General features: G+C 43.9%; 9 protein-coding genes. 7 read left to right on the top strand and 2 right to left on the bottom strand.

All coding sequences use genetic code 11. The features are described 5' to 3' along the window. The first annotated feature begins 146 nt into the window (after nt 1-146). The 6 genes from HI950_RS29435 (at nt 147) to HI950_RS29415 (ending at nt 12531) form a co-directional block, all read left to right on the top strand. Nucleotides 147-1529: a response regulator transcription factor gene (locus HI950_RS29435; protein ID WP_169089316.1), complete on the top strand. Its 1383-nt coding sequence runs from the start codon at nt 147-149 to the stop codon at nt 1527-1529. Then, entirely contained in the window at nt 1526-3259 is a 1734-nt protein-coding gene (locus HI950_RS29430; RefSeq protein WP_169089318.1) for a sensor histidine kinase, read from the top strand. The genes HI950_RS29435 and HI950_RS29430 overlap by 4 nt, the downstream gene beginning before the upstream one ends. A gap of 164 nt (nt 3260-3423) precedes the next feature. Beyond that, nucleotides 3424-5079, top strand: coding sequence for an extracellular solute-binding protein (locus HI950_RS29425; protein ID WP_169089320.1), 1656 nt, complete (start codon nt 3424-3426; stop codon nt 5077-5079). A 901-nt stretch (nt 5080-5980) separates the two neighbouring features. Then, a complete protein-coding gene (locus HI950_RS29420) occupies nt 5981-11218 on the top strand; it encodes an S-layer homology domain-containing protein (protein ID WP_223285596.1) in 5238 nt (1745 codons plus the stop codon). A 398-nt stretch (nt 11219-11616) separates the two neighbouring features. Next, nucleotides 11617-11871, top strand: a complete 255-nt coding sequence (locus HI950_RS36150; protein WP_223285583.1) for a hypothetical protein — start codon at nt 11617-11619, stop codon at nt 11869-11871. 30 nt (nt 11872-11901) lie between these two features. Then, nucleotides 11902-12531, top strand: coding sequence for a phytanoyl-CoA dioxygenase family protein (locus HI950_RS29415; RefSeq protein WP_317618471.1), 630 nt, complete (start codon nt 11902-11904; stop codon nt 12529-12531). Nucleotides 12532-12553: 22 nt separating this feature from the next. Here HI950_RS29415 and HI950_RS36830 read toward each other — a convergent pair whose 3' ends face one another. Both HI950_RS36830 and HI950_RS36140 read right to left on the bottom strand, forming a co-directional pair. Further along, nucleotides 12554-12865: a helix-turn-helix transcriptional regulator gene (locus HI950_RS36830; RefSeq protein ID WP_317618470.1), complete on the bottom strand. Its 312-nt coding sequence runs from the start codon at nt 12863-12865 to the stop codon at nt 12554-12556. Between the two features lie 110 nt (nt 12866-12975). Then, nucleotides 12976-13407: an AraC family ligand binding domain-containing protein gene (locus HI950_RS36140; protein ID WP_223285581.1), complete on the bottom strand. Its 432-nt coding sequence runs from the start codon at nt 13405-13407 to the stop codon at nt 12976-12978. Between the two features lie 1697 nt (nt 13408-15104). Between HI950_RS36140 and HI950_RS29405 the strand changes: the two genes are divergently transcribed. Then, nucleotides 15105-15677, top strand: coding sequence for a DUF6973 domain-containing protein (locus tag HI950_RS29405; RefSeq protein ID WP_169089324.1), 573 nt, complete (start codon nt 15105-15107; stop codon nt 15675-15677). Nucleotides 15678-15785 lie beyond the last annotated feature (108 nt).

The following is a 15785-nucleotide window of genomic DNA, read 5'->3' as shown; positions in this document are numbered from 1 at the left end:
ATAGAATGATATCAGAGGGCTACCCTTTTTTTTATTGAAGAGATATTATGGGTACTATAAATCTGAAGAAGATAAAGGATGAACGAGCACCTTGCTTGATTATGTCGACTTACAGCGAAATTACGTTAGGATCGAGGCGATACAAAATGTTAAATACATTGATTGTGGATGACGAGAAGCTGGTTCGCAAGGGCCTAATTTCCACGATGCCATGGAGTAAATATGACATCCGAATTGTCGGCGAAGCGGGGAACGGTCGGGCGGCACTCGATTTCATGCAGCAACACAAAGTCGACCTGCTGTTCGTCGATTTGACGATGCCAACAATGAGTGGTTTCGAACTGATGCATGAGGTTCGTGCTCAGCATCCGAATACCTGGATCGTCGTGCTGACGTGTCATCAGGATTTCGAATACATTCAAGAAGCCATGCGTGCCGGAGCAATTGACTACATCGTCAAAACACAGTTGGAAAAAGAAAGCATGGATAACATGCTGGCGCGAATCGTACAGAGAATCCGGTTTGACGAAACGAATAAAGTGGCGGGAACGGGTATTTCCAAAACGAAGACGGAAGATAAGCCTATTTATCTATTGGCGCTCATGTTTACAACCAAGCAGCTAGATCCAGTTCCTGATTTGATGAAGGCAGGTATTTTTTCCGTAACACTGCTCGGCGGTCAAATTTGGTCCATTGCTTGCACGGATGACGAAATAGAATCGTCCTTACGTCGATATGCAGCTCAATCGAACGATTACGTCCTTGTAAAAGTTTATGGAAAGCGGGAATTATCTGTCGAAAGCATTCGTACTTATTTGTTTTACGAATACGAACCGAATCGGAAAGTGTACGAACTGACGATGATGCCGGCAAAATCGACGGACAAACCTATTCTCGATCAGCCAAAACTGCTTGATGAAGTATGGTTCTCTTTCCGCTGGCTTTATGAAGAGGAGGGGTGGCAGCGTCTGATCGCCTTGATCGAGCAATCGAAACCGGACAACCGATATTTGTCGGAATTACTCCGTATATCCGTGCGCCTTTGGCGCGAAATGTTCCGAAGCGGCGAGTTGGATACATACGCTTCCATCTCAGAATCGTTGGTAAGCTGGTACGTGTTTAAGCAAATCCTTATTGAGATTCGATGTGCGATACAGAAGAGAATGAAAGGCTTCGTTTACTCTGACGAAATCATCGTCACCGTTTTGAAAGCACTTTATTATATGCTGCAATTGGACGATTTGCGTGTCAATCGCGACATGGTGGCAGCAACATTTAACATAAGCAGCGGCTATTTCAGCGAATGCTTCAAAACGATTATTGGTAGATCGTTCGGTGAATACATGAAGGAACTGCAGATCGAGAAGGCGAAAGGACTGCTTGTCGAAACAAAGTACCCGATTTACCGAATTGCGGAACGAACCGGCTATAAGGATGAAAAGTATTTCAGCAAAATATTCCGTGAACGGGCCGGGATGAATCCAGCGGAATACCGAAAAGCGAACGAAGGGAGCATCGAGATAAAATGAAGATCGACTGGTCTTCCCTTAAAACGCGATTGATTGTAACGCTCCTGATGAGTACTATTATTCCACTCCTCTCACTAGGGGTGGTTTCTTATTTGGCTTTGCAAACGATTTTTCATGAAAAAATCGAAAGCGGAATTAAAAACACGCTGTCCCAATCGAGAGTGGGTCTTGAAAATACGCTTAGCAATATGGAGTATGCCTCTCTGCAGCTTTCGCAAGAAGGATCTGTCGGACAATCGTTATCCAATCTACTTTCGTCTCAAAGTATTTTTGAGCAGCTGCAGCTGACGACGGAGATTCAGAAAAATATGAGTCTCGTTAATTCCACGAATCCATATTTGGGGGTTATGCTCTATTTTTTTTCTGGCGATGAGAAAGTGAAGTTCGAAAACCGGGAAATCAGGGACGATTTCTCCATTGAATCGCTTCCTTTACTGTCCAGCGTTAAGGGTGAATCGTTCTTCGGTCCGCACGAAACAGCGTACAAGCACAGTCAGAATGCCGTTTTCTCGTTGACAAGACCGGTAAATGTCCCTGGAATAGAAGAGCAAACGATTTACGTGTATCTAGAAACCAATCTCCTTTTTTTTGAGAAAATTCTCAAAAAGGATCAATATGGGATGAACGCCTCGCATATTTTGTTGAATCAGAGCGGTAAAATTGCCTACAGTGACAACAAGCTTCAATTTCCTTCAGGCACCGATTTTTCTTTTATTAAAAACTCGGCTGTTGATGTAGCAGAAGAAAAAGGATTTTATTTTTTCAAGGAAGTTAGCGACCAAGGGTGGAGTGTCATCGTTGCGATCGATAAACGAGATTTTGAGAAGGAATTCCGTACCTGGCTATTGCGATACGGAGGCATCAGCCTCGTATGTCTTGCTCTAAGCATTGCGCTCGCATTATTGGTATGGCGGACCGTATACCGGCCGATCCGAAGCATTCTAAGAGAGATTCGTTCCCTGAGAGGCAGCAAATTCGATTCTAAGCTCAATAAGACGAACGTGCGCGAATTCGACAGCGTGCTATTCGAGTTCGATCTCATGAGAACTCGAATGGGGGAATTGTTTGCGGAAATCGAACAGAATGAGCGGATGAAAGCGCAATTGGAAGTGGAAAAGCTTCTCCATCAAATCAATCCTCACTTTATCCATAATACGTTAAATACAATTCAATGGATCGCGCGCATGAACGGGCAGGATGATATCGACCGTCTCGTTTCCATTTTCACACGTGTTCTGCACTATAACTTAGGCAAAGAAGGATCCGTCGTCAGTCTGCGCGATGAACTCGAAGCCTTGAAAGACTACATGGCGCTTCAGCGCATTCGTTACGATTATCAGTTTAATGTTCGATACGATGTGGACGAGACACTGCTGGACCAGACGATTCCGCGTTTCATCCTTCAGCCGATCGTCGAAAACGCTTTGTATCATGGGCTTGGAGATGAAGAAGGGGTGATCGAAGTGCGCATCGCTGCTTATGACGGTCATATGAACATTGAGGTGAAAGATAACGGAGCTGGCATGACGGAGGAAGAAGTTTCCCGCTTACTTTCATACGAAAACGAAAAGAAAAAATCAGGCCTCGGCATCGGACTAAGTTACGTATTGCGGATGATCAACGTCCATTATCGAGATAAAGGCCGGTTTCAGGTTGAAAGCCGCATTGGTCATGGTACAACGATGACGATGAATATTCCGTTGACGCAGCGGAGAGGTACGTTAGAGTAGGAATTCAGTCGGAGGTGGTGTGAAAATGGTCGGCAAACACACAAACATAAGAAACGGAGGATCAAATTCTACCTGCTATCGACTGTTTTCGCTCCTGTCTAGGACAAGAAGCATAGTACAATCGCTTTGTAAGGTAAATATACGATCTAAGGGGGAAATACAGAATGAAACTCAAGACAACCGCAGCAGTACTCATGTCACTTACAATCCTGATGACGGCTTGTACTACGGGTAATAATGAAGTGACGCCAAGCACCGAGCCGAGCCAAACGAATGAAACGCAAGGAGCCGCCACAAATGATCCATTTGGTAAGTATAGTCAGCCGATTACGCTAAGCATCGGGAAAGGCATCAGCGCGAAAGGCACTAATCTGCCCAATGGGGACACGGTCGAAAACAACGAGTACTTCCGATATATCGAGAAAAAATTGAATGTCAAAGTTAAGTTTGCTTGGCAGACGGAAACGGATGAAGCTTACCAGCAAAAACTTTCTGTATCCATCGCGAGCAGAGATATTCCGGATGCGTTCCTCGTGAATGAAAAGCAGCTGAAGCAATTAACGGAAGCCGATCTGATTGCAGACCTGTCTGACGTTTATGAGAAGCTGGCAAGCCCGCTTATTAAAGGTTATTACGATTCCTATGAGGATCGTGTTTTGAAGAGAGGCACTATAAACGGCAAACTGATGGGTCTTCCAAGTACGAAAATCAGCGGACAGCATAGCTTAACCTGGATCAGGCAGGATTGGCTCGAGAAAGTCGGGATGGAAACGCCGAAGACACTCGATGATCTGGTTGCTGTAGCGAAAGCGTTTGTCGAGAAAGATCCGGATGGCAACGGTCAAAAGGATACGGTCGGCTTAACGTCAATTCCGGATTTGTCCACGTATGAAGGGAAGAGTAACTTCAGTCCTATACTCGGATCGCTTCATGCTTATAAAGGCCAGTGGATGAAAGACAAGTCAGGCAACGTCTCCTACAGCTCCATCTTGCCGGAAATGAAAACGGCGTTAGCCAAGCTTCGCGACTTGTATGCGGCGGGTATCATCGACAAGCAATTTGCCATACGCAAAGATGTGAACGAGCTTGGTGCGGCAGGGAAGTTAGGCATCGTACTCGAACCATGGTGGAGTCCTTATGGCAGTCCGTTAACCGATTCCGTCAAGAACGATCCGAAAGCAGAGTGGAAGGCCTATTCCGTTCCTGTTGATGCAGACGGGAAATTCAATACGTATGATACGGATCCGGCCGGCTCGTACTTAGTTGTCAGGAAGGGGTACGAACATCCCGATGCGGTTATGAAAATATTGAATGTTCAGACTCAAGCCGGACGTCAGCTTGATCCGGATGCGATAGACATTTATAAGGGGCTGAACGTCGGCTGGTGGGTATGGCCGTTTGCCCTCAACCTCGATACGGAAGATGCCGTATTCAGAACTCATTCCGAATTGAAGAGCGCATGGGAAGCGAAAGATCCGTCCAAACTTAACACGGAATTAACAAATTGGTATAACGCCGTGAAGAAAAATGATGAGAATCCGAAAAAGGATTTAGCTGCATGGTCCGAAGTGATGGCTAGAATGGAGGGCGCGGCTCAAACCGATCCAGCCAATTTCGTTGTCACGCGCAACGTCTTCTTCGGACAGACGAAAACGATGGAATTGAAATGGGCCATCTTACTGAAATTGGAAAATGAAACATTTTTGAAAATCGTAATGGGTGAAGAGCCTGTCGACAAGTTTGATTCGTTCGTTGCGGAATGGAAACGGCTTGGCGGCGATCAAATCACCAAAGAAGTGGAAGCAGCGATCAAAAAATAGTAAGGATAGGAAAGAAGAGAAAGGCGCAAAGTTGTTGAATTTGCGCCTTTCCTGCTTCTTGCGAAGGTGAGCGGGATTGAGGGACAAAAAACGTTATTACCGTATCATCTCATGATTCTTCCCGACGTCTTGCCGTTATGCGTGTTCAGCATCATTCCGATGTTCGGAATCATCATGGTGTTTCAGTGGTTTGTAGCAAATTTTAAAAATGATCCTTCATTAAAAATGCCAACAAATCGATACATTTCTTGTATCGAAGTAATCAAGGATTAACCAAGGAATAACATGTAAGCGTTTTAATAGGTTGCTACTCAATATGAAATATTTGATGGAGTGATACGGGTGTTAAAAAAAGCAAAAACGAAAAGCTGTTTTTCCTTAACCTGCATCGGATTTATATTCAGTTAAAGTCAGCGACGGGACAACCTGGTACGATTCATTCACCTATATGGATGTTAGAACGAGTACCTCTTCACTAATTATTATGGGGATCAGATGTGGGATACACATAACTTCATACGCTCTTCCTATGAGAAGGGAAATGCATTCAGCTTGATTGAGCGAATGATCCAACACGTCTGAACAACTGTGCTGCCACTAAATCATAAGACAAAACTCAAAAGGCTTTAGGAGATCCAAATCGTAGGTAAAAGAAGGGAGAATTAACATGAAAAGAAAAGGGAAAAAATTATTATGTTTGGTCCTGGTACTAGTGATGTTTACAATTGTTACCATTGTTTCTCCACCAAATTCTATTTCTGCGGCTGAGCAAGATCCAGGAAATCAACTTAATGTATATCCTATTCCGGCGCAAGGGACTGCACCAAGCTATTCAGCTTTTACAGCAGAGGTAAAAACTCCAGGGGGAACTTATCAGGAATTATTTACACATTTGGCAAGAATGTTTAATGGTGATTCGGGTGATCCAGGTAATAGCAATATGCCTACAGGTTTTGTAATGTTTGACTTTGCAGGTACAGTGGAAATGAAGGTTACGTATCATGGCGATGGTCCATTAACATCAGCAAAGGTTTGGCCTCAGGCATACGGAATAGAGCCGACAATTGTTGGAAATGTGATCACGTTTTCAGTGACCGGAGATAAAAACATCGTACTTGAGGTAAATGATAATATCTATAATGCGCTGCATATATTTGCAAATCCTATCGACACGAACATTCCGTCAAAGGGTGATGCGAACGTCATGTACTTTGGCCCTGGAGTTCATGAGTATTCGGACAATCCGGCAAGTCCAAATTATGGAATAATAAAGAGGCAGAAAATACGCGCTCACACAAACGGCAGCTACATGGCTGAGATGGATTATATAGATGTACCGAGTGGAACAACAGTCTATTTAGCGCCAGGTGCAATAGTCAAGGCACAGATTAGAACCAATCCGTATTTGAATGAGCCTAATTGGGATAAGAGTCCTATTAAAAAGGATATTACCATTAGAGGACGAGGCATACTTGAGATGTCTAAGTGGAGCGGTGATTTTACGGATGCTGCTAGAGCTAAGAACCCCGAAATGCCGGGTATTGTCGCATTCTATTCGGAAAATGTCAAAATTGAGGGATTAGTTGTCGTCAATCCTGAAAGGCAGTCCGTCAATGTAATCGGCAGTTCAAATGTAGAAATAGACAATATTAAAGGCTTCACCAGTATGCATGAAGGTGACGGTATTGTGCTTGTAATGGACAATAAGAATGTGACAGTGAAGAATAGTTTTGTTAGAACTTCTGACGATGCTCTTGTGACTGGCGCTAATAGTAGTAACATCTTATGGGAGAATAACGTGGTTGCTAGCATGAGAGTGCATAGTCTTATGGTTAACGCTGGTAATCTTACAGGCTATACAGCTAAAAATATCTACATTATTAACTCTAATGCATATCCTGGCATAAGAGGTACTATTGGAGTTTATTCAGCTAACGGCTTAACAGATAATGTGCTTTTCGAGAATATTGAAATAGAACGTACCAGATACGGGAGTATGTTGGAAGTATATCCCTATCAAATCTGGAATCATGCAACTGGAAGTATAAGTAATATTACGTTCAAGAATATTAATTATACCTCCAATCCATATGATTTCGGGTCGCAGGTAGGCGGGGTAAGTGCGACTGAATTTGTGAAAAATGTACATTTTGAAAATGTAAAAGTTGACGGGAAGCTTGTTACAGATAGCGCAAGTGGAAACTTGTCTATAGGTAGTTATGTTGAAAACGTTACATTTAATGGAGTACCATACACGGGAGACCTTACGCTGCCGACGAGTATTGTCCCTGCGCACTCCGACAGTAAGTATTATCAAATCTATAATCGCAAGCAGACAGGTAAAAGCCTTTTTGATGATTCAGGAACAGTAAATTATGGAGATGGAACGGGTTATAAATATCAATGGGCTCTAGAAAATAGTGATGGATTTATCCGTTTCAGAAACCGGTTAACCGGCAACTATATGAATATTGAAGCTAATAACGGTCGAATTCAGACTGGACCAGCTACAGGATGGAGTGCGGATTGGATGCCAGTCGGCTCTGAAAATGGATTTTTCCAGCTCAGAAACCGCAAGCATGCCTTGCAGCATATACACACACAGAACGAATATGTACAATCTGGTATGGTAGGTGGAGGTGATTGGACGAGCGATCAATGGGAATTTGTGGAACAAAATAATTATGAGGCCGAGGATGCCTCACTCTCGGGCGGTGCAGTGGTAGTTAATGACCATCTGAACTATTCCGGGATCGGTTTTGCGGCCGGATACGGGTCTATCGGTGCAACGACTACCTTTACAGTAAATGCTGCGTCAGCCGGAATTTATAATCTGGATCTCAGGTATGCCAATGCTACGGGCGCAACAAAGACAATCAGCCTGTATGTGAACGGTATCAAGTTAAGGCAGATTAGCCTGCCGAGCTTGGCAAATTGGGATACATGGGGCGACAAGGTTGAGAAGGTAAACCTGAATGCAGGGGACAATACCATAACATACAAGTATGAATCGGGCGACAGCGGAAATGTTAGTCTCGATTATATTACAGTAACGGCATATAACAAGTATGAGGCTGAGGATGCTTCACTATCGGGCGGTGCAGTGGTAGTTAACGACCATCTGAAGTATTCCGGGACCGGTTTTGTGGACGGATACGGGGAAACTGGTGCAACGACTACCTTTACAGTAAATAATTCATCAGAGTTAACGCGTAGTTATAATCTGGATCTCAGGTATGCCAATGCTACGGGCGCAACAAAGACAGTCAGCCTGTATGTGAACGGCATCAAGTTAAGGCAGATTAGCCTGCCGAGCTTGGCAAATTGGGATACATGGGGCGACAAGGTTGAGACTGTAACGCTAAAATCCGGACTTAATACGATATCTTATAAATACGATGATGGAGATAGCGGAAACGTAAACCTTGACTACATTATACTGCACTCGACATCAAGCAATAGAGTAACTGTTAAGCCTGCCGAACTAGAAGCCTACTGGAGGTTTAATGAAGGCTCCGGTACAACAGCTGGCGATTCTTCAGGCAAGGGCAACACCGTAACTCTGGTTAACAACCCAACTTGGACCAATTCGGGCAAGTTCGGCGGAGCGCTTGCTTTCAACGGCGGCTCAAGGGCTGAGATCAACCCTTCGGCAACTTTGAATCAAACGGGTGACGAGACCGTTTCGTTCTGGTTCAAGACTTCTCAGCCTTCAAACGGCTACTATAGCGTTATCCGTCAAGATAGTCGTTTCACGGCCTTACAGTTGTCAGGCGGGGGTAAAGCTCAAGTGGCCTATTGGCCCAATGGTTCATCTAGTAATAAATCGCTGGTGTTTCCATGGACCTACAGTGATAACAACTGGCATCATTATGTGGCTTCCTACGGTCAAGCAATTGGGCTGAAGATCTATGTCGATGGTAACTTAGTGGCAAGCGATGCAACGAATCTCGGGCCACTTCCGAACACAACGAATAAAATCATTCTGGGAGCCGCTCCATGGGGAGAAGCATACAATGGACTGCTGGACGACGTTCGCGTATTTAACTATATGTTGACTCAGGATCAAGTAACGCAATTGCTGAATGCTGAGGAAGGACTGACGCTTACGAGCATAACAACTCCTGCAGAAATCACAGGGGTGGTGAGCGGTACGGAGAAGACAGCAGAAGCCCTTGGATTACCTGCAACGACAGAGCTCGTTACCGATACGGGAAGCATGAACGCTAATGTGACATGGGATGTTGACGGTTCAAGCTATGATCCGGCTGTACGAACGCAGCAAATATTCACCGTAAATGGAACTGTAACTCTGCCTGTAGACGTGCTAAATCCGAACAACGTAGCATTGACAACAAGTATCAGCGTCACTGTGCTGCCGGCAACAACTATAGTAGCAGCTGATGGAGTTTCTCTGAATAAAACGGCCGCTTCGCTAAGTGTAGGGGCTACCGATCATTTGGTGGCAACCGTAACGCCGACTAATGCAAGCAATAAGAAAGTAACTTTCACGGTAGACAATGACAACGTGGTTGAATTGTCCAATGTGATCTTCAACGCTGACGGAAAGACTAGCGCAGCAGTGAAGGCGCTGTCCGCGGGTACAGCGAAGATAACGGTAGAAACCGAAGACGGACAATACAAAGACTACTACAATGTTACGGTTAACGACGTTCAAGTGCCTGCAGAGGGTGTTTCTCTCAATAAGTCCTCCTCGACCCTGATCGTCGGAGCTGCGGATGACTTGATCGCAACGGTCAGTCCGGCTGATGCAACCGATAAAACCGTAACTTTTGAAGTAGAAGGAAATGCGGTCACATTGTCTACCCCAGTATTCGACGAGGTAAGCGGAACGACAAGCGTAACGGTAAGCGCTGTGTCGCCAGGCCATTCGAAAGTAACGGCGACTACGGCAGGCGGCAACAAGGCCGTGTATGAAGCGACGGTTGTTGCTGTACCAGTCTCGGTAACGGGCGTTACTCTGAATAAAGTGTCTGAAGTGTTGGACATAGGCGCTGAGCATACCTTGACTGCAACGGTCAATCCGGCTGATGCAGCCAATAAAAACGTGACCTTTACGGTAGAAGGAAATGCAGTGACGGTTACAGATGCGGTGTACGATGCAGCGTCCGGCACAACAAGCGTTACCGTGAAGGCCGTATCTGCTGGAAGGGCGAAGATTACGGCTACGACAGCAGACGGCGGTCACCAAGCGGTGTATAACGTTACTGTAAACGCCGTCAATACCGGAAATCCTGGAAATCCAGGGAATGTGGCCGTGCTCACGGGAATCAGCCTCGATGCCGCATCAGCTTCGCTGGAAGTAGGCAAAACCCAAGCGATTCAGGTTACGGCAACCTATAGCGACGGAACCAAGGAGAACGTGACGGGTAAAGCGTCATACGCCACTTCGGATGCATCTGTGATTGCGGTAAGTGCGAACGGGATCATGGAAGCGGTCGGTAAGGGAAGTGCGGCCGTAACGGTAAGCTATCTAGGGAAAACAGCGGTTGTCGAGGTTACGGCAAAACAAAAAGAATCCGGTGGTGGTTCTTCCACGGATCCGATCTTTTCGGATACCAATAGTCACAAATGGGCTGAGGTAGCCATCGAAGCATTGGCCAAACAAGGTATCATAAAAGGTACCTCGGCAACTACTTTTGAGCCTGGTAAAAAGATAACAAGGGCTGATTTCGTGACGCTGCTAGTCAGAGCGCTTGGCTTAAAAGCTGAAATCAGCGGCAACTTCCAGGATGTCGATCAAGACGATTACTATTATGAGGCGATCGGCATTGTGAAGGATCTGGGAATCGCAAAGGGAACCGAGGAAGGGATATTCAATCCTAGAGGGGAAATTTCCAGGCAGGATATGATGGTGCTGGTAGCAAGAGCACTGCAGGCTGTTGGTAAATGGGAACCTAATGGATCGGCTCCCGATTTGAACAGTTTTACCGACGCATCTGAAATTTCAGCATATGCGGCAGATGCTGTGGCGGCACTAGTCAAGGATGGCATTATTTCAGGCAGAGGAGAAGGTTTGATTAGCCCGAATGCTACTACGACAAGGGCAGAAGTGGCAGTTATCGTGTACCGAGTGATTAACAAATATTCCGGTTCCGCTGATCCGGAAAAACCTTAACGATCTAAGGGGGCATGGCCATGTGCTGTGCCCCCTTAACTTTAACCATCCAATTGGCGCATACACAAATAGGTAAAAGATGTGGCAAGAACGAACATGTTACTCTTGCATACTAACTTTTAAAGCAATTTCTATTTTTGAGAGAAAAAATTATGCGAGAAATGTAGGTGTTTACTTTTATCATTGTTTGTATCTCAAGTTAGAGATCGTAAGATGAACATGAGGGCACCGTACTGCCGGCAATGAAATGTCTTCAACATTGATACAAGATGTATCTGGGGAGATGGGGAATGGCTTGTGTGCTTTTGGCAACCAAATCATTGATTCTGACTAAATCATTATCAGCTGTCACTCGATATAATTAAGTTGTTCGTAAGATTAAAGGAGCTGATTGTGAGATGAATACCCGTCCATTAAATGAAAAACTAGAAGCCGATGCGAGCCTTCAGCAAGTCATTACAGATGAACAAGCCCGCTTTTTCCTCAATAATGGTTATCTAGTAATCCGGAATGTTGTGAGAGGGGAAGAACTTCGGCTGTTGCAGGAGCAATCTCTTCAGATTGTCGAGAAAGGACTTGAAGGACAAACGGATGACAGGGATTACCTGTACCGGACTCGGGCAAATGGGGATAAGGTGTATTGGAGGACCTAATATGTAATCGACAAGTGTGAGGCGAATAAAGTGCTTTTGGGCCATCCGTTTATTCTGAACACAGTCGAGAAACTTCAAGGCGCGAATTTTATCCCGACCTGGGATTCACTAGTCGTGAAGGTGCCTAATAACGCGGCTTCAGTACCTTGGCACCGTGATGCGGCTGTACCGGAAGACTGTCAGGATTCAAGACCAATATTTAATGTGGATTTCTATCTGGACAATTCGGATGAACATTCCTGTCTGTGGGTTATTCCGGGGAGTCAGAATTGGGCAGCGTCAGAAGCCGAAGAACGCTGCTCCCGGCCCGGTTTTGTGACAAGTGATGCCGTCCCCGTTCCGATGAGGGCTGGTGACGTCATTCTGCACAATATCCAGCTTCTGCACGGATCACCGGAAGGGGAAGGCAATGCTTTGCGCCGTACGGTCTATTATGAATTCCGGGCGGGAGAGATTGAGGCTGAATATGGCCCTCATACACTCGCTTATCTTCCGATCAAGCAGCGCATCTTGCAGGACTGTATAATCAGGCGGCAGCAGTGCGGTTATGCGGAAGGGGAACAGGTTTATGAGTACAAGCCTACCGGAGCATTTGCTTCTTACTATCATGAGGCTCCCTTATCCTACCGCATCCCGCATGAGAATTATTTGAGAAGATAAGAGGGAATGATGAAGCGCAAGTTCACGAATGAATCAGATTAGCACAAAATTGACTTAAGGAATGCCCTGTCTTCTTTTTAAACATCCGGCCAAAGGTATGGACATCCGAATAACCGACACGCTCAGCAATTTCGCTGATCGTAAGGTTGGTCTGGATGGCCAGCTCTTTGGCTTTATTTATTCGTATCCAGGCCAAATACTGCATAGGTGACATCCCCATATAATTGCGGAAAATAAGAAGCAAGTGATTCTTGCTCCAGCCGCTCAGCTGTTGTAATTCTCTTAGCTGTACATCCCGGTGATAGTTGTCATATAAATAGTTTTTAACAAGCACCAGCTCCGGTTTATTGGAAGAGCCCGATTTCGTGTCGGTATCATGTTTGATTCTCTGTGAGGCTTCGGACAAGATTCGAATAAGAAGACTCTGACAGTACATTTGATGGACTAAGCCGGCTGCCTATAAGAGGCTACCAGTTCCGACAGCATATTATCGATGGGGTGGTCGGCAAAGTTCCCAAGGTAATGCTCCTCTGAATACAGTTCTGAGACAGGGAAATCGGTCAATCCAAAGTGAAAAACAATAGATATACAGACATATGGCTGTGAGGGATGCGGCAATATGGAGTGGCGTTCCTTGGGCCGGTGGAAGATAAGATCTCCACGTCTTGTTGTATAGGATCTTCCCTCAATCGGATAGTCTGCGCAGCCGTCAATGACATATTGAAGGACATACTGCTTCATCTCCCGGTAGTGAATAGCCCAATCCTTAGGTGCGGAGAACATATGGGCAAGCGTAATAAAAGGGGGGAAGTAGTAGTCAGGCAAGATGCCGATTGTCTCAAGAGGCCCAAGTCCAGAGAGCGTGTAGTGATCCATTCAAATCCGGCTCCTTTGAAATGACAATTATGAGTTCATTATAGCAGAAGTTTGAAACCACTTTTATCCAACATTCATAAATAGTACAGTAGTCTCCTGCAACTATTACATTTCATTTAAAACCATCGCCATCTATGCTAGGAGTAACCTAAGGAGAACAGGGTGGCTGCTGTTTATGCATATACGATGAAACTCGATCATTTTATATGAAGAATGATAGCATTGTGAACAACAAGGTAACTTATGGGGACGAAAACCATCACCAAGCAACATAAAAGAACCAACTAGATAATACAACAGTCGGATCAAATCCTTATTTAATAAGGATTTATCCTACATCAACATATTAAATCCTAACCCATCTCTATCACTGGAAGCGATGAGACAAGGGATTTGCTGTTGATGTAAAATTGATGTAAAACATCAAAAAAAACGATCGGAATGAAGCCTTCCATAAAAGAAGCTGATTAATAAAAAGCTCGTCAATTCAAGGTTTCTACGGATTATAACAGATTGATCCCAGGACAATATGTTCCCGCATACCGTGCATGTTGAGTGTGTAGTGTCAACATATAGAAAAGTTATTTTATAATTTCAATTCGTTTTACTAGCATGAGTAGAAGCTCTCGATCTATCTTTTCAAATGATGTTAGGTCACAGTAATCAAAGGTAATTGAGGGGTTCAATGGATAAGAGAGCTCGTACCCTGGAAGCCATTGAAAGCGGAGAGAGATGATAGAAGCAAGTTCTCGGTATGGACTATCTTCCTTAGAGGTACTGAAGAAATCATAAGAATTAGATTTGTTATTTAATCATTATCAGTACCAAGGAGGGGCAGTTTCAACTCTCCTAATTGATATTTTTTGGACTGCTCCGTTTAAGGAGCGGTCTTTTTATTTTTAGGAGTCATCATATGTTTGGGTGGCGTCAATATTGTTGAGAAATGTGATACAAAAAGTCAATTCTAACGCTTTAATCCCTTGCAGATACCAGCGGTTTTCCCTAGCAAAATAAAAAGCCCATGCTATCAAGGTATGAGCTTTATCAACGATATTTCGCTGGTATCTTTTGCTAGGCAATTGTTTTAGGATAAGTGTGTATTATTTACTATCGGTCTCATTAAAAGATTAGAAAAAAATGAAGCGATACAATAGCAACAGAAGCATGAAGCAAATGCGATTTGAACAAGAATACTAGGCATTTTTAGTACCTCCCAACACTATTCTTAGTTCTATATATTATGAACTTGCGGGATTCGTGTTTCTTTTTGCTCTACTATTTTATTCGTATCCATTTTTTTAAATATGATGACATCGCACACATTACATAACATTTATGAAGATGAATCTTTAAATCTTAAAGATTGTTTTTATTAGTTACTACGTCCTTCTTAAGATAGTATTTATTCGTTATCAAATTTTGATGGGGAGGGATCAATATTTGATAGAGGAGGGGATCAAATTCTGATATGCGGATATCGCCTATCAAATTCTGATGTACCCCCGATATGCGGAAAATCTGGGGATAAGTCGCCTTTCAAATTTTGATAGGCGCCGCTTTTCAAAATTTGATGAGGAGGGTGTCAATCGTTGATGGGGGTATATCAGAATTTAATAGGCAGCTTATCGGATTTTGAGAGGTGGATACTGGTAATCCATCGGCACAGCTTCTTTTCAGTGACGCGGTAAGTAAGTTTTTTGCGTAACGAAATCCATTGTATTTTGACTTTTGATAGTGATACAGTAAAATTATTCAAAGAGATTGAGAAATTCAAGAGAGATCATCCCGAATTGACATCTCCTGAAGTATCTAAACAATTTGAACAAAAATTGGATAATTTACAACAAAAGAATTCTTTTTCAGCTCTTGCATCGTATGACTCTTATGTTGCTAAATGGAATGCTCTGACTGAGGCAGAAAAGGTGTTAGTAATTAGAACTACTGGTCAAGCGTTGATCGTAGATTCAATGAGAAGAAAAGCTGTCGAGTATGAAGCAAACAGCAAATATAAAGGTCTGGATGGAAACGGTACGAAAAGAGATGCATTCCGGCACGCAATATGGAATGCATTGATGGTTAAGTATATTAACAAATTGTCAGCGTATGCGTGGGCTACCGATCACGAGGCACAAGATGATCCGAGTTACTATGACCAATATTTTGACGGTTTTACTGGAAGACAACATAAAGTTATGGATCTTCATAATAAGGAAAAAGGAAGGGATTCCTGGAACTTCTGGACTGATAGTATCCTATGGACATCAGATTAAACCTTAATCGGGATACAGCGAAAATCCAAGCTGGAGAGATGATTGTTCTAAGATGATTATATAAAATTATTATTTTCTTATAAAAGAGGTAAAGGGAATCTTTCCCTT

The sequence above is a fragment of the Paenibacillus sp. PL91 genome (genome assembly GCF_012935325.2).
GTDB lineage: Bacteria > Bacillota > Bacilli > Paenibacillales > Paenibacillaceae > Pristimantibacillus.
Note: the sequence above shows the minus strand (reverse complement) of the source record. Positions and strands in the feature narration are given on the sequence as shown.

Excerpts from the sequence above, each read along its gene's own strand:
- HI950_RS29430 (WP_169089318.1), top strand. The coding sequence starts at position 1,526 with ATGAAGATCGACTGGTCTTCCCTTAAAACGCGATTGATTGTAACGCTC.
- HI950_RS29435 (WP_169089316.1), top strand. The coding sequence starts at position 147 with ATGTTAAATACATTGATTGTGGATGACGAGAAGCTGGTTCGCAAGGGC.
- HI950_RS29425 (WP_169089320.1), top strand. The coding sequence starts at position 3,424 with ATGAAACTCAAGACAACCGCAGCAGTACTCATGTCACTTACAATCCTG.
- HI950_RS36140 (WP_223285581.1), bottom strand. The coding sequence starts at position 13,407 with ATGGATCACTACACGCTCTCTGGACTTGGGCCTCTTGAGACAATCGGC.
- HI950_RS36150 (WP_223285583.1), top strand. The coding sequence starts at position 11,617 with ATGAATACCCGTCCATTAAATGAAAAACTAGAAGCCGATGCGAGCCTT.
- HI950_RS29420 (WP_223285596.1), top strand. The coding sequence starts at position 5,981 with ATGTTTAATGGTGATTCGGGTGATCCAGGTAATAGCAATATGCCTACA.